The sequence below is a fragment of the Marinobacterium ramblicola genome (assembly GCF_019084545.1).
In the GTDB taxonomy this organism is placed as follows: Bacteria; Pseudomonadota; Gammaproteobacteria; order Pseudomonadales; family Balneatricaceae; genus Marinobacterium_D; species Marinobacterium_D ramblicola.
The window spans coordinates 136718-154034 of sequence record NZ_JAHREP010000011.1; the positions used below are offsets into that span (position 1 = coordinate 136718).

General features: G+C 59.7%; 18 protein-coding genes and 3 pseudogenes. 8 read left to right on the plus strand and 13 right to left on the minus strand.

Annotated elements, in window-relative coordinates:
- Nucleotides 1–13: 13 nt before the first annotated feature.
- The 8 genes from KQ940_RS10455 to KQ940_RS10490 all read right to left on the minus strand — a co-directional run bounded on the left by KQ940_RS10455 (nucleotide 14) and on the right by KQ940_RS10490 (nucleotide 8442).
- Entirely contained in the window at nucleotides 14–1459 is a 1446-nt protein-coding gene (locus KQ940_RS10455) for an aldehyde dehydrogenase family protein (RefSeq protein ID WP_217413515.1), read from the minus strand.
- On the minus strand, nucleotides 1456–2631 hold the full coding sequence (locus tag KQ940_RS10460; protein ID WP_217413517.1) for an MFS transporter: 1176 nt from the start codon (nucleotides 2629–2631) through the stop codon (nucleotides 1456–1458). Before KQ940_RS10460 ends, KQ940_RS10455 begins: the two co-directional genes overlap by 4 nt.
- Nucleotides 2632–2658: 27 nt before the next feature.
- A complete protein-coding gene (locus KQ940_RS10465) occupies nucleotides 2659–3297 on the minus strand; it encodes a class II aldolase/adducin head domain-containing protein (RefSeq protein ID WP_217413518.1) in 639 nt (212 codons plus the stop codon).
- Between the two features lie 4 nt (nucleotides 3298–3301).
- Nucleotides 3302–4801 (minus strand): aspartate aminotransferase family protein, encoded by a 1500-nt coding sequence (locus KQ940_RS10470; RefSeq protein WP_217413519.1) that lies wholly within the window; start codon nucleotides 4799–4801, stop codon nucleotides 3302–3304.
- The gene (locus tag KQ940_RS10475) at nucleotides 4798–5445 is read right to left on the minus strand and encodes a class II aldolase/adducin family protein (RefSeq protein WP_217413520.1); all 648 of its coding nucleotides are present in this window, start codon (nucleotides 5443–5445) and stop codon (nucleotides 4798–4800) included. The genes KQ940_RS10470 and KQ940_RS10475 overlap by 4 nt, the downstream gene beginning before the upstream one ends.
- On the minus strand, nucleotides 5435–7063 hold the full coding sequence (locus KQ940_RS10480) for a xylulokinase (RefSeq protein WP_217413521.1): 1629 nt from the start codon (nucleotides 7061–7063) through the stop codon (nucleotides 5435–5437). The genes KQ940_RS10475 and KQ940_RS10480 overlap by 11 nt, the downstream gene beginning before the upstream one ends.
- A complete protein-coding gene (locus KQ940_RS10485) occupies nucleotides 7063–7935 on the minus strand; it encodes a TorF family putative porin (protein ID WP_217413523.1) in 873 nt (290 codons plus the stop codon). Before KQ940_RS10485 ends, KQ940_RS10480 begins: the two co-directional genes overlap by 1 nt.
- Nucleotides 7936–7998: 63 nt before the next feature.
- Nucleotides 7999–8442 (minus strand): DUF2147 domain-containing protein, encoded by a 444-nt coding sequence (locus KQ940_RS10490; RefSeq protein ID WP_217413525.1) that lies wholly within the window; start codon nucleotides 8440–8442, stop codon nucleotides 7999–8001.
- Between the two features lie 122 nt (nucleotides 8443–8564).
- Between KQ940_RS10490 and KQ940_RS10495 the strand changes: the two genes are divergently transcribed.
- Nucleotides 8565–9233 carry a TetR/AcrR family transcriptional regulator gene (locus KQ940_RS10495; protein ID WP_217413528.1) on the plus strand — a complete coding sequence of 223 codons (669 nt, stop codon included), beginning with the start codon at nucleotides 8565–8567 and terminating at the stop codon, nucleotides 9231–9233.
- Nucleotides 9234–9318: 85 nt separating this feature from the next.
- Here the strand turns inward: KQ940_RS10495 and KQ940_RS10500 are convergent.
- Nucleotides 9319–9639 (minus strand): annotated as a pseudogene (locus KQ940_RS10500) (IclR family transcriptional regulator domain-containing protein).
- Between the two features lie 142 nt (nucleotides 9640–9781).
- Between KQ940_RS10500 and KQ940_RS10505 the strand changes: the two are divergent.
- The 4 genes and pseudogenes from KQ940_RS10505 to KQ940_RS10520 form a co-directional block, all read left to right on the plus strand.
- A pseudogene (locus KQ940_RS10505) lies at nucleotides 9782–10670 on the plus strand (ISAs1 family transposase); the annotation flags it as partial.
- Nucleotides 10671–10810: 140 nt separating this feature from the next.
- Entirely contained in the window at nucleotides 10811–11125 is a 315-nt protein-coding gene (locus tag KQ940_RS10510) for an SCP2 sterol-binding domain-containing protein (protein WP_217413530.1), read from the plus strand.
- A 27-nt stretch (nucleotides 11126–11152) separates the two neighbouring features.
- Entirely contained in the window at nucleotides 11153–11812 is a 660-nt protein-coding gene (locus KQ940_RS10515) for a cytochrome P450 (protein WP_217413533.1), read from the plus strand.
- Nucleotides 11805–12851, plus strand: a complete 1047-nt coding sequence (locus tag KQ940_RS10520; RefSeq protein WP_217413535.1) for an NAD-dependent epimerase/dehydratase family protein — start codon at nucleotides 11805–11807, stop codon at nucleotides 12849–12851. Before KQ940_RS10515 ends, KQ940_RS10520 begins: the two co-directional genes overlap by 8 nt.
- A 125-nt stretch (nucleotides 12852–12976) precedes the next feature.
- On the opposite strand, the gene KQ940_RS10525 is transcribed toward KQ940_RS10520, so the two are convergent.
- Together KQ940_RS10525 and KQ940_RS10530 are read right to left on the minus strand one after the other, a co-directional pair.
- Nucleotides 12977–13261, minus strand: a complete 285-nt coding sequence (locus KQ940_RS10525; protein WP_217413536.1) for a hypothetical protein — start codon at nucleotides 13259–13261, stop codon at nucleotides 12977–12979.
- Nucleotides 13262–13270: 9 nt separating this feature from the next.
- On the minus strand, nucleotides 13271–13414 hold the full coding sequence (locus KQ940_RS10530; RefSeq protein WP_217413537.1) for a hypothetical protein: 144 nt from the start codon (nucleotides 13412–13414) through the stop codon (nucleotides 13271–13273).
- 177 nt (nucleotides 13415–13591) lie between these two features.
- Here KQ940_RS10530 and KQ940_RS10535 point away from each other — a divergent pair, with 177 nt between their 5' ends.
- From KQ940_RS10535 to KQ940_RS10545, 3 genes are read left to right on the plus strand one after another with little or no spacing between them, the layout of a single operon-like run.
- Nucleotides 13592–13906 carry an SCP2 sterol-binding domain-containing protein gene (locus tag KQ940_RS10535; protein WP_217413538.1) on the plus strand — a complete coding sequence of 105 codons (315 nt, stop codon included), beginning with the start codon at nucleotides 13592–13594 and terminating at the stop codon, nucleotides 13904–13906.
- A 27-nt stretch (nucleotides 13907–13933) separates the two neighbouring features.
- Nucleotides 13934–15271 (plus strand): cytochrome P450, encoded by a 1338-nt coding sequence (locus KQ940_RS10540; RefSeq protein ID WP_217413539.1) that lies wholly within the window; start codon nucleotides 13934–13936, stop codon nucleotides 15269–15271.
- Nucleotides 15272–15282: 11 nt separating this feature from the next.
- A complete protein-coding gene (locus KQ940_RS10545) occupies nucleotides 15283–16251 on the plus strand; it encodes a PDR/VanB family oxidoreductase (protein ID WP_217413541.1) in 969 nt (322 codons plus the stop codon).
- 15 nt (nucleotides 16252–16266) lie between these two features.
- On the opposite strand, the gene KQ940_RS10550 is transcribed toward KQ940_RS10545, so the two are convergent.
- Both KQ940_RS10550 and KQ940_RS23205 read right to left on the minus strand, forming a co-directional pair.
- A complete protein-coding gene (locus KQ940_RS10550) occupies nucleotides 16267–16989 on the minus strand; it encodes a TetR/AcrR family transcriptional regulator (protein ID WP_217413542.1) in 723 nt (240 codons plus the stop codon).
- Nucleotides 16990–17154: 165 nt separating this feature from the next.
- A pseudogene (locus KQ940_RS23205) lies at nucleotides 17155–17295 on the minus strand (IS3 family transposase); the annotation flags it as partial.
- Between the last annotated feature and the right edge of the window lie 22 nt (nucleotides 17296–17317).

Sequence of the window (17317 nt, forward strand, 5' to 3'; positions counted from 1 at the left end):
CGTACTCCCGGCTTCAAAATCTGCACAGCCACTGGATCAGGCTGCCGATGAGTTTGCGTTTGACGGGGGTGTAGGGCGGGAAAAACGTCTTCACCACCAGTACCGGACCACCGCGAAGGCAGGCGCGTTCGTGGGAGAACGCCTTGAACCCGTAGATGCCGTGGCTGCTACCGATGCCCGAGTTGTTGACGCCGCCGAAGGGCAGGCGGCTGTGTGCGTATTGCAGCATGCAGTGATTGAGTACGAAGCTGCCCGAGCTGGTGTTATCGCGAATCTGGCGAATCGTCGCTTGGCGTGTGCTCCACAGGTACAGGGCCAGCGGTTTGGGCCGGGCATTGACGTAGGCGATCACGTCATCGACCTGCTCGAACTCGATTACCGGCAGCACCGGCCCGAAGATCTCCTCCTCCAGGATACGGGCGGAGTCGGGGATGTCGGTGAGCAGTGTGGGGGCGACAAAGCAGCCGTCCACATCATGTGGGCCGCCTGCAATGCGTTTGGCCCCCAGTTCGAGTGCCTCGTCGACGAGTGCCGCGATCCGGCCTGCATGCCGGGTGTTGATGATGCGGGAAAAATCCGGGCTGTCGGCGATGTCTGTGTCCCGGGTTCCGTAGCGGCGGGCGATGATCTCCTTGCAGTGCTGCATCAGCTTGTCGCGGACGCTGCGTTGCACGAACAGCGTATCGGGGGCGATGCAGCTCTGGCCGGCATTGATCAACTTGCCCCAGATGATCACCTCGGCCGCACGCTGGAGATCGGTGCTCTCGTCGACGATCACCGGCGACTTGCCGCCCAGTTCCAGCGTCACCGACGCCAGGTGCCGTGAGGCCGCCGCCATCACCAACTTGCCCACCTGGGGCGAGCCGGTGAAGAAGATATGATCGAAGGGGCAGTCGAGCAGTGCCTGGGCGGTAGTGGCGTCGCCTTCGACCCAGGCCACTTCGGTGACATCGAACACCTCGGCGATGAGATCGGCCAGTACCGCGTTCACCGCCGGGGTGAACTCCGAGGGTTTCAGAATGACGGTATTGCCCGCGGCGATCGCCGATACCAGCGGGCCGATCAGGGTCGAGACCGGGTAGTTCCACGGTCCGATGATTAGACAACGGCCCTTGCTCTGGTAGGTCAGGCTTGCCCTGGTACCGAAGGTGGCAAGCGTCGAACCGACAGACTTGGGTTTCATCCATCGGCCCAGTTCGTGTCGGGCCATGTGAATCTCGTCGACCACCGGCAACAGCTCGGAGAGTTCGACCTCGGCGGCGGGCTTGCGAAAGTCGGTCTGAAACGCCTCATACAGTGCTTCACGGCGCCCCAGTAGTGCGTCGTTTAACCGTTTCAGCTTGCGCCGGCGCTCGTCTGCACTGCTGGTGCGCAGCCGTAGTGCCGTTTCCCGCTGTGCGTCAAAGAGTTGCCGGATCGGCACGTCGGTGCCGTTGGGGATCTGATCGTCCGGGCTCATGGCGTGTTCTCCAGAAGAGCTGCCTGTCGCGACAGCGGTATATGGCCAAGGGTTTTCAACACCAGTGCGAGCATGGCAAAGCCGGCGCTGAAGACAGGTACCAACAGCGCGTTATCATCCTGTACCGCCAGCGACACGATCAGTGGGCCGAAGGCACTGCCCAACAGCTGTGCGGCGGGCACGAGCACCGCTACCCGTCCGCTCGGATCGACGATAAAGGCCAGGACGATATGGAAGGGCATGATAAACAGCCAAGTGAACCCGAAGGCCGCCAGCAGCATGGAGAAGAGGGCGAGACTGGGTTTATCGAGCTGGAGCAGGGTGAGCGCAATGCCACCCAGCGCCACCGTGCCCAATGCCAGAATCAGTCGGGTGTTGAGGCGCCGCACCGTGAAGATGGCGACGATACCGCCGCATACCTGCATCATCAGCACAAGCGATACCACGCCGCCCACATCCTGGTCGTGCAGACCGTAAGCAAGGCCTAGCGGCTCCAGATAGGCCCAGAGTGAACCGATCGACGCCATCTGCAGAAAGGCCAGTGTCAGCGGCAGCAGGGAGGTGAAGCTCCAGCGCATGCCGGCCGAACTTTGGCTGTGCAGCGGCCGCAGGCGTTGCGGTAGCGAACGGGCCAACATGCAGGGCAGCAGCGACAGAGCGGCCAGTACCGCAAAGCCTCCCTGCCAGCCCGCCATCGGTACGACAACGCCCGTGAACAGTGCCGCGACAATCGCCTGACTCAACGTTTGCGCCACCATGAAGACAGCGGCGAGCCGGTCGGGGTTGTGGCTGCGGACGATGATACTGGTGGTGAGCCACACCAGTATCCCCTCGGGCAGCCCCGCCATTGTACGAACCGCCGCCATCGGCAGATCGCCATCGATGAGACAGGTGATACCATCCAGAACCATGATGGTCAGCGATGCCAGTGCGGCGATCCGCCAGGCGCGCGACAGCGGCAGAAAGGCGTCTGCCAGTACCACGCCTAGGCCCAGCGCCACGATCTCGCCCATGGCGATCAGGCCGATGCCCTGGATAGTGACGACCTGCGCTGCAAATAGCTGACCGAGCAGTATCGGTTGCAGGCCGAGAATCAACAGCGCGATCGAGCCGATCGCCAGTGCCAATGCCGTTGAACGCAGCGATACGTCGCGTGGAGACAGGGGTTGCATGGAAACACCTCCGCTATTCGGTTCGACCTAGTAGCCGCGGCTCTCGGTCGGCAGCTCGCCCCGGGCGAATGCCGCCTGAGCGCGCGCCTGATCCTTGGCCAGACGGCCGTTGGCGATTCGCCGCACCCACCAGGGCAGGCTTTTGATCCGCCCACCGGTGGCTGCCGCCAGCACATACGCCTTGGCACATTTCTCGAACAGCTCGGCATTGAGCGCGAGCCGCGTGTAGGTGATGCCCAGACACAGGGGCAAGCCACCCCAGAGCAGCACGTTGCCGCCAGGACGCAAGGCAGATTCCAGCCGGCTTTTGCGATCGATCGGCTGTGGCATGGGGCCGATGTGCCGGGCCTGCTCGTCGAACAGCTGCGGCATCATGCCGTTGAAGCCGGCCATCAAGGCGCCGAACGCGCCGGCACCCAAGGCTATGGCGCCGACATCGCCGCGCAGTTTATAGGTGGCGGCGTGGAGCGAGGCGGGCTCTCCGGCGCCGTGGGCCTGTCGATCGACGAGCACGGGCTGCTCATCGGTTACCAGGCCGAACCACATCTTGTCTTCGTTCGGGCAGCGCACCGACAGGCTGGCGAGGCTACCACCGAGCAGCGCCTTGGCCACCAGCCGATTGCGGGTTTCGATCCAGCTGTTCTTCAGGTTGTTTGCATCAGTCATAGCGTCACACCAGATCGAAAACATCGTCAAAGCGGTTAAGCGCGTCGTCGATCACCTCGTCGGTATCGGCAAGGCTGGTGTAGATCCGGCTGCCGGCCAGCGTGATGAGGCCGTGGGCCGAGTACGCCGCGCCCATCTCCTCCATCATATGTTTGCGCTGCCTGGCTTCATCCTTGACGCGCCACAGCTTGTACAGGTTGCTGGTATCGAGCAGCAGCACGCCGGATGTCTGCAGGTGGACGATCGATCCCATGTTGTACACCACGTAGGGCAGGTTGCGGCGCTTGATGATCTCCTCCAGTCCGCGTCGCAGGCGATCGCCCGCCCGTCCCGCCTTGCCCGCTGCATCCAGGCGTTGAGCCTCGAGCAGCGCGTGGTAACCGGCCACGCAGGAGAGTGGGTTGGCGGATAGGGTGCCGCCGACGAAGGCACGCTTCGAGGTGGTGCCGATACCGCCCACCAGCATCATCATGACATCGCGCCGGCCACCGATGGCACCGGCCATGGGGTAGCCGCCGGCCAGACACTTGCCCAGCACGGTGATATCCGGCTTGACGTTGAAATAGGCCTGGGCGCCGCCGGGGCCAAGGCGGAACCCGGTGACCACCTCATCGAAGATCAGCAGCGCGCCGAACTCGTCGCACAGCTTGCGAACCTCACGGTTATAGTTCGGATGTACCGGACGGGTGCCGCTCTCCGGACCCAGCGGTTCCAGCATGACGGCGGCGGTACCGCCGCGCAGGCGGTTCAACTGCAGCTTGCGGCGCAGGGCGCCCAGATCGTTGGGCAGACACTCCTGGGTATGGGCGGTGGCGCCGCGCGGAATGCCGATCGCCTCCATGCGTCCGGTGCTGGGCAGACGCATGCCGTAGACCAACTGATCGCTCCAGCCGTGGTAAGCGCCGCCGATCTTGATGATCCACTTGCGCTGGGTATAGGCGCGGGCCAGACGCACCGCACCCATCACCGCTTCGGTGCCCGAACCGAGCAGACGCACCATATCCACACCGGGCATCGACTGGCACACCAGCTCGGCAAGCTTGGCCTCGGACTCGTGCAGCAGGCCGGTAACCGGGCCGCACTCCTCCAGCACCTCGTTGACCTTATCTCTCAGCGCCGGTGGATTGGAACCGAGCAGGGTCGGGCCGCCGGCCTGCAGGAAGTCGATGTAGCGGTTACCGTCCACATCGGTCAGGTGCGCGCCCTGCGCCTGCTTCATTGCCAGCGGGAAGGGGTAGTTGAAGGAGAGGTTGTGCTGTACACCGCCGGGGATCACAGCCTTCGCCTCTTCGGCCAGGCGTTTGGAGGTTTGGCAGCGCTCTTCGAAGTAGTTCAGCACCTTCGACATGGCGTCGCGCCGGATCGTGCGCATCGGCTGCTTCACGAGTTCGGCAAAGCGCTCGTAGAGATTATCTACGTCGGGCCATTCCGAGATGGCGGGCGTCAGCGGGGCGTCGTCGGATTGAGCGATAGTGTTTTGTGGCGCTTGGTTCTGGGCGTTCATGAAAGGTCTCCTAGTGCTGTCTGGACGCGTTGCAGGATGGCAGCTCGTTCTGGATGGATACGTGCTTCGGCCGACATGCCCTGGCATAGCCAGGAGTGGGCCTGACTCTCCAGTGTTTCGACGGCGGCAACGGCACTGTCGATGTTGGCGCTGCAACAGAGCACGCCGTGATTGCGCATGAGGTAGGCGTTGATATCGGGACGTATCGCCCGGCCGACCATGCTCGCCAGCAGACCGGTGCCGGAGGGCATGTAGCCGATCAGCGGTACCCGGCTGCCGATAACACGCCTGGCCTGTGGATCGGTCACGTTCAGCGCCTTGCCGAGCAGTGTGCAGGCGCTGGCGACGGGCTGGTGAGTATGGATGCTGCAGCCCACGTCGGGGCGGCGTCTGAGCAACTGGGCATGGAGCCCGGTTTCCACCGACGGGTCGCGCTCGCCGTCGATCAGGCTGAGGTCTGACAGTCGAACCACACAGACATCGGCGGCGTTCATGGTCAGGTAGTCGGTGGCCGAGGGGGTGACGGCGACCTGTTCCGCATCGATACGCAGTGCGACGTTGCCGCCGGTGCCTGCGAGATATCCGCGTCGGGACAGCGCCACACACAGATCGACGACCTGCTGTCGTTGGCGTTCAGCCAGCATAAGCGGCTCCTTTCGGGGTTGATTGGTTAAGGCGGGCATAGACCGGGGACAACTGGCGATGCAGCTCCTTGAAAAAGCCGAAGCGCTCGTCATACAGCTCGCGCAGTTGAGCGTTCGGCTCGTAGATACGGCGGTGGCGTTGCAGGCTAGGGAGATCGGACGGGCGTAGCGCGCCGATACCGATACCGGCGAGGAAGGCTGCACCCTGAGAGTTGGCCTGGATCGGATTCTCCATCTGCCGAATCGGCCGGCCGCTCACATCGGCGATGATCTGACACCAGAGGTCCGACTGTGCGCCGCCGCCGACCGCGGCGATCGGCCCCGGATCCCGCCCCAGCAGGCGCACGAAGGGTTCCATCATCCAACGGCTATTGAAGGCCACACCCTCCAGAAAGGCGCGGATGATGTCCTCACGCGAGTGGCCGAGCGAGAGATTGACAAGACCGGCACGCAGGGTGGAATCCTCCACCGGGGTGCGCTCGCCGAACAGCCAGGGCATATAGATGAGGCCGTTGGCACCGGCGGGCACTCGCGCGGCGATGATGTTGAGGATCTCGTATACATCGGGTTGCTCCTCATCGCTAAGGAACTCGTCCGAATGAAACAGGATTCGGTCGCGCAGGAACGACAGGTTGACGCCGGCCGAGGACTGAAGGGCGATGGCGAGATAGCGTCCCGGGATGGCGCAGGGCACCGAGGCGATCTTGCTGCGCACATCGGTCTTCTTGAACGGTACATGCGCGCCCAGCCAGGAGGAGGTGCCGAGGTAGAGGTGCGGCTCAAAATCCTGGACTGCGGCGCCGACGGCGACCGCCGAGGTATCGATCGCACCGGCCACGACAACGGTATCGCCCGGCAGCCCCAGCTGTTCGATCACCTCTTTCAGCACCGGCCCGACCACCTCGGTGGAGGGGATGATATCCGGCAGCTTCTCCCGGTCGATGCCAAGCAACGTCAGCAGAGAGGCGTCGTAGCGGATCCGGTGCGGGTCGCGGTTGTCCGTGACCCAGGTCGTGAGCATCGAATCCGGCGTAGAGCAGTAGCGGCCGGTGAGCCTGAGGTTCATATAGTCGAGTGCATTGAGGAACTTGTAGGTTCGCGCGTAGCGCTCGGGTTCGTGATCGCGGATGTAGGCGATGTGTCCGGCGTTGTCCTTGCCGGATTGGGCAGGTACACCCCCGGTCAATCGCAGCCAGCGCATCAGCTTGCCGGGCGCGTGACCCATCACGTTGAAAAAGCGGCCGCGCAAGCGCCGGGCGATCGCCTGGGCGCCGCGCATATCCAGCCAGAGCATGGCGCGACCGAGGGTGTTGCCGTCTCGGTCGACGCAGACCGTGCATTCGGCCTGTGTCGAACAGCAGACCGCGACGACTCGCTTGCGCAGCTCCGGGTCGCTGCAGACCGCAGCGGCGGCATCGATAAACGCCTGCCACCAGTCATGCGGATCCTGCTCGACGCCGACACCGTCGACGTGTAACTCCACCGGCTCGAACGCCCAGGCCGCTACCGTCCCATCGAGAGAGACGAGCGCGCACTTGCATCCCGAGGTGCCGAGATCGACCGCGAGCACCAGCGGACCTGAGGTTGTTTTGCCTTGATGAAGGGAGGGGTGTGACATCAGAAACGCCTCGTAATGGAAAAGACGACCGCATCCCCGTCGGTCGCGCGTAACTTGTTGCCGTCGGCCACCTTGTACAGCTCGCCTGCATTGGTGTTGGTGGAGTACCAGTCGAGACTCCAGTCCAGCCCCCACTGGGTGCGTGTCAGGCCGACTCCGTAGTCGGTGAAGTCGGCTTCCTTGAAGTTCTTCACCTTTTGGTGGCCGACATGCAGGGTGAGTGTGGTGGCGGGCATCAAATCGACCGTGTAATCGAGATCGAAAAGCATGGTGCCGCGTGAGTTGTGGTCGCCCCGGCCGTAGCACTCAAGTGCCTTGGTCGGATCGGTGGCGAGTTGCAGCATCTGACCACAGACTCCGCCGGTATCGGCGCCGCGATAGGTGTCGGAGATCACATAGAGCATGCGCCCCTCGAGCGCGCCGTAATTGGCCTCGAACAGCAAGAAGTCACTGTTGAAATCGGTGGTCTTGAAATCGCCGGGGGTGAAGGTGCCCATATCGAACGAGTGCGGCGCCTGAAACTTGGCCCCCGGGAAACGCTCGGTGGCGGCACCGACGCCGAAGTGCCAGGCATCGGGGTCGCCCCAGCGATAACCCAACCCAAGGGTGATGGCGGCTCCCGAGCCATCAGGAAACTGCTTCTTGCTGATTCGAGCAACTTCGAACAGACCAATAAGACCGCTTTCGTGCGCGATCTCGGTATGCAGCATCAACGACGGCTCCAGCAGGGAGTCCGAGATGCCGCGTGTGCGTTGGTCTGTCTTGATCGTGATGTCGGTATCGATATTGTAACTATCCGCTTCACGCTCAACCGCTTGAGCGGAGCCGAACAGGGCCGATGCGAGCAGTATCGACAGTGATGAAATGCGCATGCTTGGATCTCCTCAATTTATTGTTTTTTTCGAGGGGGAACAGTGATCGGGACTTTTTAGGTTTTATTTGCGGCAGGCCGGTTTTGTCGGAAGCCGTTCCGTACGAGTGAGATGTTCCGTCTCACCCAGCACCGCCACACCGATAAAGGCCCGAACGTCAAGCTCATTGCCATCGGCACTTAGCTTGCCCTTGTAGGTCCTGTCTTTTCGCGGGTCATAGACCCAGCCGTTACGCCAGGCACCGTCGCTGTACTCATCCAACTGAATAACGCGCTCGCCGCAGGTATCGGTGGAGGTGCCGGCGTCCACGTCCCAGACAATGGTTCCGCACACTGAGCCGGGTCGATCCGGACAGTCTTCGACCTTGATGACGGCATCTCCCACTTCCGTAAGCCATAAGCCTTTGGCGTCGTTTGGAGTGTTGGCGAGAGCATGCTGAGCACCGAGCAGCGCCGACGTCAGCAAAAGGAGAGAAGTTGCGTACTGCCGTGTTGTTATTTTTGTCATCTTTGCCTCCTCAGAAGGGATTTCCCGTAAAGGTAGTGATTACTATCGTATAGTCATCGCTATCGTTTTTGCAACACTCTTGTGCAATAATTCTTCGCTCTACTCACGTTCTGGTTTTCGACATGACATCGACACGCACTTGTACATCGCCATCCAACCCGGCTCTTGCCACTAAAAAACGGCCCGAGCAGAAACGAGCCAACAAAACCTATGAGCTGATTCTCGAGGTTGCGGCCAACATGCTGGGTGAAGTCGGGATAGAGCGCTTGTCCACCAATATGGTCTGTGAACGCGCGGGGCTGACGCCTCCGGCGCTCTATCGATACTTCCCCAACAAGTACGCCCTGATGTCCGAACTGGGACACAGATTGATGCAAAAGCAGAATGAGCTAATACCGCACTGGATTACCGAGGAGGTACTGAAAGGGCCTATCGACAAGCTCGAACAGGCACTGGAGGGTTTGCTGATAGACACCTATCGAGTAACCCGGGATACCCCGGGAGGTATCTGGATCATGCGTGCACTCCGCGCGATCCCCTCATTGCAGGACGTGCGTCTGGATTCGCACTTGATGGTGACGGAGGCACAGGGAGAGCTCCTGCAGTCGGCATACCCGGACGCCGATCCCGCGGAGCTGATGCTGGTTAGCCGAATTGTCGTCGACATGATATATGCAGCAGTGGAGCTGTTGCTGGATATTGATGTTGATGAGCAACCTGTCGCCAGTATTGTCGCCGGCATGATCGCCAGCTATCCGGCTCGTCTTCGGGCCGGTGCAGGAGAAAAGTAAGGGGGAGTCCGGTATGCGGCTTCGCAACCGGTTCCCCCTCGATATCGTAGCTTTCTGGTGTGATCTGCTCCGGGGCTGTTTGAGCTTACTCAGCCCTATAGCCCAGCTGCTCCGATATCGCTTGTCCCGCCGCGACCACATCCGCAATCCACTCATCCTTGCGCCGCTCCATCGGGGCGGACAGGGAGAGTCCCGCCGCCGGCTGGTTGCTCTGATCGTAGATCAGCACCCCGATGCAGCCAACGCCGATCTACGCTTCCTCGTTATCCAGCGCATAGCCGCGCTCGGCAGCGGCCAGACACTCTTCGGTCAATGCTTCCAGTGAATTGAATGTGTTGCGGGTGTAGGCAGGCAGGTTGGTGCGCTGGGCATAACCGGCGATCTCCTGCGCGCCGCTCTTCTGGATAACGAGGCATGCAAATCTTAAGGATTAAGAGAGTGTAACAAAGGGGGCGACGTCAATCCTGACAGAGGGGGGCATCTCCAGGGCAATCGCACTATCCCCATACAGTGGCAGGATCGTCGGGCTGAGGGACGAAAACGGCTTGATGTCGGTATTTGCCGGATACTTTGCCATGCTGCCGAACCCTAGGCCTTTCTTCGAATCAATCCCCGATCCGCGCCGGGCCACGCCCAATAAGCTTCACTCGCTATCGGATATCCTCTGCATCGCCCTCTGTGCGGTACTCTCCAGTATGGGAACTTGCCGGCATGGATGACCGGGAAGCGGTGGCAGAGTTTGGCCGCGCCAAGAAGGACTGGCTGCGACAGTTCTTGCCGCTGCCCAACGGCACCCCCTCTCACGATACCTTTGGCCGCGTATTTTCCCTGATCGACCCGGAGGCGTTCGAGGCGGCGTTTTTCGACTGGGCGACCCATGCCCGTATCGGCGGCGACGTGCCGGCTCAGTTGGCACTGGACGGCAAGAGCGTGCGCCGTTCCCATCTCGGTTCAGCCGGTCGTGCGCTGCATCTGCTCCATGCCTGGTCCTGCGAGGCCAATCTGCTCGTGGCTCAGCGCGCGGTGGACGCCAAATCGAACGAGATAACGGCGATCCCGAACATCCTGTCGTTGTTCGATCTGAGGGGTGTCACCGTCTCAATCGATGCCATCGGCTCCAAAAAACCGTGGCGCAGCAGATCACCGAAGGCGGGGGCGATTATGTATTGGCCCTCAAAGGGAACCAGAACATGTTGCATGATGACGTTCGCCTGTTCATGGAGACCCTGGCGGGTCGACCTGACCGCCATGGACGGCGGGAATGCCGAAAATGCAGGAGCATTTTTCGGCCAAGGCCAGGCCGTGGAGAAGGATCACGGTCGGATCGAAACACGCCGCATCTGGGTCAGTGACGAGATCGACTGGCTGGCACAGAAGCCGGACTGGCCGGGACCGAGGACACTGGTCATGGTGGAGAGTCGACGCGAATTCAACGGCCCGGACCGGGCACACATCGTTGCTACTTAGTGCGATTGCCATAGAAATACCAGTGAGCAGGCTTGCGCAAGAATATAGTTTTTACTATAGTTTGAAGTGTAGTTTTTACTATAATAAGCACACTGCAATGAGGTTCTGAGATGTCTTCCACTGCGCTTCTGAATCAACTCCCTTCCGTCTTCAACAAAGGGGCCTCGGGCTCCCTTCGCTGCATCATCCAGTTTGTTACCCATGAGGCTACCTACGTCACGATCGACGGAGAGCAATGTACGGTAACCACCGGTACCGCCCCGACTGCAGACCTGGTAGTGACCATTTCCGATCAGAACCTGACCGAGCTGCTTAAAGGCAAGCTGAATCCTGCAATGGGATTGATGCTCCGGAAGCTGAAGGCCGACGGTGATCTGGACCTGGGCATGCGGCTAACCAGCCTCTTCAACTTTTCGAAGCTTTGACCCTCTCGCCACGATCGGAGCAGCCCCATGACGACCAAAACCCAACAGCCAAATTCCTCCATCGGAGAGACACGTCAGATCGATGATCTGCCTAGCGTCATGCCGTACTTCACCGACGAGGAAGGGTTCGCAGCCGTGTATCCCGAGCTCTTCGGTGATGCCCAATTAGGTCTGATGAAAGTCGAAGGGTTCGGCCCGCTCAAGCTCGCAGTTTTCCGCAACCATCAACTTCGCAGCTTGATGGTTCACCCTGCTCTCACGGCCAACACGCCTTCCGCCATGCTTTCGGACCAGGCCTTCTACAGCGCGCAGGCAGATGAGGGGAAAGAAGAAGCACGCCATTACGCTGGAATTCTTGCCCGCTATCTGCAGAACCAGGTCTTCACACTTGACCCGCCGATCCATCGTGCGTTCCGAGGTGTGTTGGGACGTCACATGATGGGTACCAACGTCGAAAGTTTCGCGCCGATTATGCGAGACATCGTGAGAGGCTTGTTGGACGATAACCTAGGCGACAGAACATCGCTCATGTACGGCAACAACAATCCCATAACGACGTTCGCTTCATCGGTACCGATGCCCCCTGTACTGTTCTACCTGACATGTGCCTTGCGCGCAGGGGCGACGGCTGTGCGGATGAAACGCTTCACACCTACCTGTGCGAGAGAGGATATATGCCATGGGTGAGACCGTATTAGTTACCGGCGGCAGCGGGTATGTCGCCTGCCATTTGATCCAGCAATTGCTCGCTGCTGGCAACAGAGTACATACAACGGTACGTAGCCTAGGCAATGCAGCCAAGCTGCAGCCATTGCAGACCCTGCAGAAAGAGTTCCCGGGGCGCCTGCAGCTATTCGAGGCCGACCTGCTGGCAACTGGAGCCTTCGATGCACCCATGCATGGCTGCTCGGTCGTGCATCATGTGGCATCGCCATTTCTGCTCCCCGAGAAGATCAAGGACGGCCGTCGGCAGATGCTCGAACCGGCTCTGCAAGGTACTCGCAATGTTCTGGGAAGCGTTGAAAGAACACCCAGCGTCACACGAGTGGTCATGACCTCGACTGTCGGGGCGATCTTCGGCGACTACATCGATGTCATGCAGATGGATCGACAGACCCTCTCAGAGGCATACTTCAATACCAGTAGCACTCTGGAGAACAATCCTTATCACTACGCCAAGACCGCAGCCGAAAAGGAAGCCTGGGCCATCTGCGCCCAACAGGAACGCTGGACACTGGTGACGATCAACCCTGGACTGATCCTTGGCCCCTCGCTAACACCTGCCTCAGACTCCGGCAGCCTGTTTCTTCTGGACGAAATGCTCAGGGGCTATTTCTTTTATGGCATGCCCGATCTTAGCATCACCACGGTGGACGTTCGCGAAGTGGCACAGGCGCATATCGCAGCCGCCCGCAATCGCGATGCGCATGGTCGATACATCCTGGCTGAAAAACGCATGCTGTCGTTCATCGAGATTGCCAAGATCATTCGTCAGCAGCATCGGCGCCCCTGGTCCTTACCAACCTACAGCCTGCCAAACGGACTGATCAGGTTGATCGGGCCACTCTTCGGCCTCAATGCAGACTACCTGCGTAAGCACCTAGGCATTCGCTTCGCCATAGATAACCAGCGCAGTATCGACGAGCTGGGGATTACCTACCGCCCTGTCGAGCAAACGCTGATCGATCACTATCACTGCTGGGAAAGCCAGCAATCGTCTCGCTAACCCAGCACGAACCTGTAGCTGTATTGACAGCTCGAAGCAATAGGGGGGGGCGCGGTAGAGACGGTGGTTACCCACCGCCCCCGCACAGATCCGTACGTGCAGCATTACCGCATACGGCTCCTGCCTCAGGTTTTGACGCGAAAACGTTCTGTCGGGTAGGGGTGTGCCAACCTGACATAAGGTATGAATGCATTCACCAGTCGCTTGAAGCGGCGCCACGGTAAGCGGTGCTTCTGGCTACGGCGCAACAACGACTGCCGCCAAGCACGTGTCAGTTCCAGCCGGAAACCGTTCAGTCTCCGCAGGTTTCCTGGCACGGCGTGATAATTGAAGTACCCCCGCACCACCTTCTCCAACCAACGGCCAACATCGACCACCGACTCATGTCGGCGACGCTTGACGGCCGGCATCCCGGCCTTTCAGTTGCTGGCATCGAGTTTCGCCATCGCGTTCGTGGCCAGCGTGTCGGCCACATGACGAAGCGGCGTGCCGGCAAGCACTTGGTTTACCGCTTCGCGCTTGAAAGACTCGGGAAAATGTCGTTTGGCCTGTGTCAGAAACACTCCTTGCGACGGACACAGGCCGGGGATGTCTACCGGAGCGGGTAGTCCACCCTATGCAGAACCCAGGTAGCCGGACATCAAAATACCTGTGAGCAGGCTTGTGCAAGTAATATAGTTTTTGCTACATTGCACAGTGTAGTTTTTACTATAACAAGCACACTACGATGAGGTCCTGAGATGTCTTCCACGGCGCTTCTGAATCAACTCCCTTCCGTCTTCAACAAAGGGGCCTCGGGCTCCCTTCGCTGCATCATCCAGTTTGTTACTCATGAGGCTACCTACGTCACGATCGACGGAGAGCAATGTACGGTAACCATCGGCACCGCTCCGACCGCAGACCTGGTAGTGACCATTTCCGATCAGAACCTGACCGAGCTGCTTAAAGGCAAGCTGAATCCTGCAATGGGACTGATGCTCCGGAAGCTGAAGGCCGACGGTGATCTGGACCTGGGCATGCGACTAACCAGCCTTTTCAACTTCTCGAAGCTTTGACCCTCTCGCAACGATCGGAGTAGCCCCATGACGACCAATACCCAGCAGCCAAATTCCTCCACCGTAGAGACACGTCAGATCGATGACCTGCCTAGCTTCATGCCGTACTTCACCGACGAGGAAGGGTTCGCAGCGGTGTATCCCGAGCTCTTCGGTGATGCCCAATTAGGTCTGATGAAAGTCGAAGGGTTCGGCCCGCTCAAGCTCGCAGTTTTCCGCAACCATCAACTGCGCAGCTTGATGATTCATCCTGCTCTCACGGCCAACACGCCTTCCGCCATGCTTTCGGACCAGGCCTTCTATAGCGTGCAGGCAGATGAGGGGAAAGAGGAAGAAGCACGCTATTACGCTGGAATTCTTGCCCGCTATCTGCAGAACCAGGTCTTCACACTTAACCCGCCGATCCATCGTGCGTTCCGAGGTGTGTTGGGGCGTCACATGATAGGTACCAACGTCGAAATTTTCGCGCCGATCATGCGAGACATCGTGAGCGGCTTGTTGAACGACGTTGTAAACAAGGGATCCATCGATTTCATTTCGGACTTCGCAGGGCTGACTGCTGCTCGCTTCTGGGGCACCTTGATCGACCTGACTGAGCAGGAGGAGTTGCGCATCGTTGAGCTGATGCATGGCCTCCTGCCGATGTTCAACATCATGATGTCCCATGAGGATCTGAGAACCGCCGGCTCGGCCATGGGCGAGTACATGGCCATCGTGGCTCAATCGGTTGAGCGTGCCTTGGCTAAGGGCGACAACGATCTGATCAACGCTATCGCGGCTGATTTCGCCGCAGTCGATGTGCAGGTCGATCCCACCTCTACTGACGTTCCCCCAGAGAGCGTCGGCATGTTGATCGCGTCGAACCTGTTCGACGGATTCCATACCGCCGGAGCGGGCGCAGCGAACTGCGTGTATCGCCTGCTCACCAACCCATCTGCAATGACGCAGGTGCGCAGTGATCGCTCACTCGTGGCCAATGCAGCCTTTGAGGGCCTGCGTCTGGATCCACCTCTGACTCTGTCGCAGCGGTACGCGTTGGAGGACTTCGAGTACGAGGGTGTTCACGTACCGAAAGGTACTCAGGTCGTCATGATGTGGGGCGCGGGTAACCGAGATCCCGAGGTTTATGCAGATCCAGACTCTTACAGCCTGGAGCGCTCGCCGCGCGGAGCAACGACCTTTGGCGGCGGCGTGCGCATGTGTATGGGTCGGTCGGTCGCTCAGCTGCTTATCGAGACAGTCATCGAGGCTGTAACCGCGCCGGGGATCGAGATCGAACTGACCAGTGATCGCTATACGCTGCTGCCGTTCTCGCTGATGCGTCAGTTCGATGTCATGCCCGTCTCGATCACGAAGCGCAGCTGAGGTACGTCCCAATGCAACCTGCATCTGAAAGCCTGGTGGTCCAAGTCGTCCACAAGCGCTATGAAACCGCCGATGTGGCGCTATTCGAACTGGCGATGCCATCGGGCAGCGACTTGCCTTCCTTTACGGCTGGAGCACACATCGATGTGTACCTGCCCGGCGGCGCGGTAAGGCAATATTCGCTGTGCAATGGCCCTGACGAAACAGATCGCTACCTGATCGGTGTGTTGCGGTCCGCCACTTCGCGTGGTGGCTCCGAAGCGATGCACGCCCAGGTGATGGAAGGTGATCTACTGACGATAAGCACACCTCGGAACCTGTTCCCTCTGCATCCTGCCGAACACACTCTGTTTTTCGCGGGTGGAATTGGCATCACCCCAATTCTCGGCATGGCAGAGCAGTTGTCGAAGAGGGGGGCCAGTTTCGAACTTCACTACTGTGCGAGATCAGAAGAGCACGCAGCATTCCTGAAGCGCCTCGAGACCTCGGCCTACAGCGATAAGGTCTTCATTCATTTCGATGATGGAGCCCCGTCGAGCCACCTGGACCTGCCTGCTTCGCTGCGATCGGACCACGCTGACACCCGCCTCTATGTATGTGGCCCACAAGGGTTCATGGATTGGGTAATCGGGACGGCTCGCGCTCAAGGCTGGCCGGCGGATCGCATTCACTCCGAGTCATTCGGTGGCACATCCAACGCCGGAGTTCAGGGTGACTCGTTTGAAGTTGAGCTGAAGAGAACCGGCGCCGTTTACACTATTGCGGCCGACAAATCAGTCGCGACGGTCCTGCTGGAGGCCGGCTTCGACATTCCGGTTTCTTGCGAGGCCGGTGTCTGCGGCACCTGTATGACCCGCGTGCTCGAGGGTGAGATCGACCACCGAGACTCGTATCTAACAGACGAGGAGCGAGCAAAAAATGATTGCTTTACTCCCTGCTGTTCGCGTGCTCACAGCCCCCGAATAGTGCTTGATCTCTGATCAGGCCTGACGTGTCTACTCGGCGACGGTAATGTCCTTGAATAGACTGTGGATCATGCGCGCCGCTTCCCGGATGGTTGTTTCGCGCGTGATCCTGTCCTCTTCATATACCAACTCATCCACGACGTAGCTGAACTCGACCACTATGCGTATACGGCTCCAGAGGAGCGGCCATGCGCTCTCTGGCGTGAAGCGGCGTGTCACATTAAAGATCTGGTCGGTATACCGACGCTGCCAACTGAGCCTGACATGACTCAGGTTCGGGAGTGCGCGCAGTGCGCGGATTGTCCAAATGCCGCCTGGCTCCTTCGATACGAAATCCGCAGCGGTGAAGAACCAGCGCTCGATCATTTCGAGAGGCGGGGCCGCTTCCTGGCGCGAAGCATAATCAGCAAGCCATACGTCGAACTCCTCGTTTTGCTTGCCCAGCAACTGCTCTGCAAGCTCCTCAAGGACTTCATATTTATCTTTGAAGTAATGATAGAAAGTAGGCGGAGTGACGCCTGCACGAGCACAAATAGCGTTCGATGTGAGCTTCTCAAAGCCCACGTCAGCCAGTACCTCCGCTGCAGCTCTCACTAGCTTTTCACGCCCAGTTGTCGGGCGTGCAGAAGCTCCTTTCGCCTTTGAAGTCGCAGGCTTTCGTTTTGTGGCCCTAGTAGGTGAAGGCTTTTCGACCTGGGTTGTGCGCGCATTACCGATTGCATCAGCGCTGCCTGAGGGGAGCTTCTTACGCATGCATGCCCCTTACTGCGATGGTCATAAGAGTTTCCTTAGGTGATGCGGCGAGCTAAGCGCAAAGGCCAGCTAACGCCCTGAGCGATACGAGCAGTCCAACAGCCACAGCTTCCTGAGTACAGTCCTAGCCGTATAGTACCAAGGAAGAGTCGGGGCGATAGGATTCTACCCCATTTCCACGGACGGTTTGAAAAGGGCTGAAAACTTCAGATCTTGCCGGGCGACTCTACGATGTATTCGTGGATTATGGAACCGCTCAATGTCGTCGAATAGATCCGCCCGTGCTTCATCGCGAGTTCTATATGATTGTGGCTACCGGGCACCACCG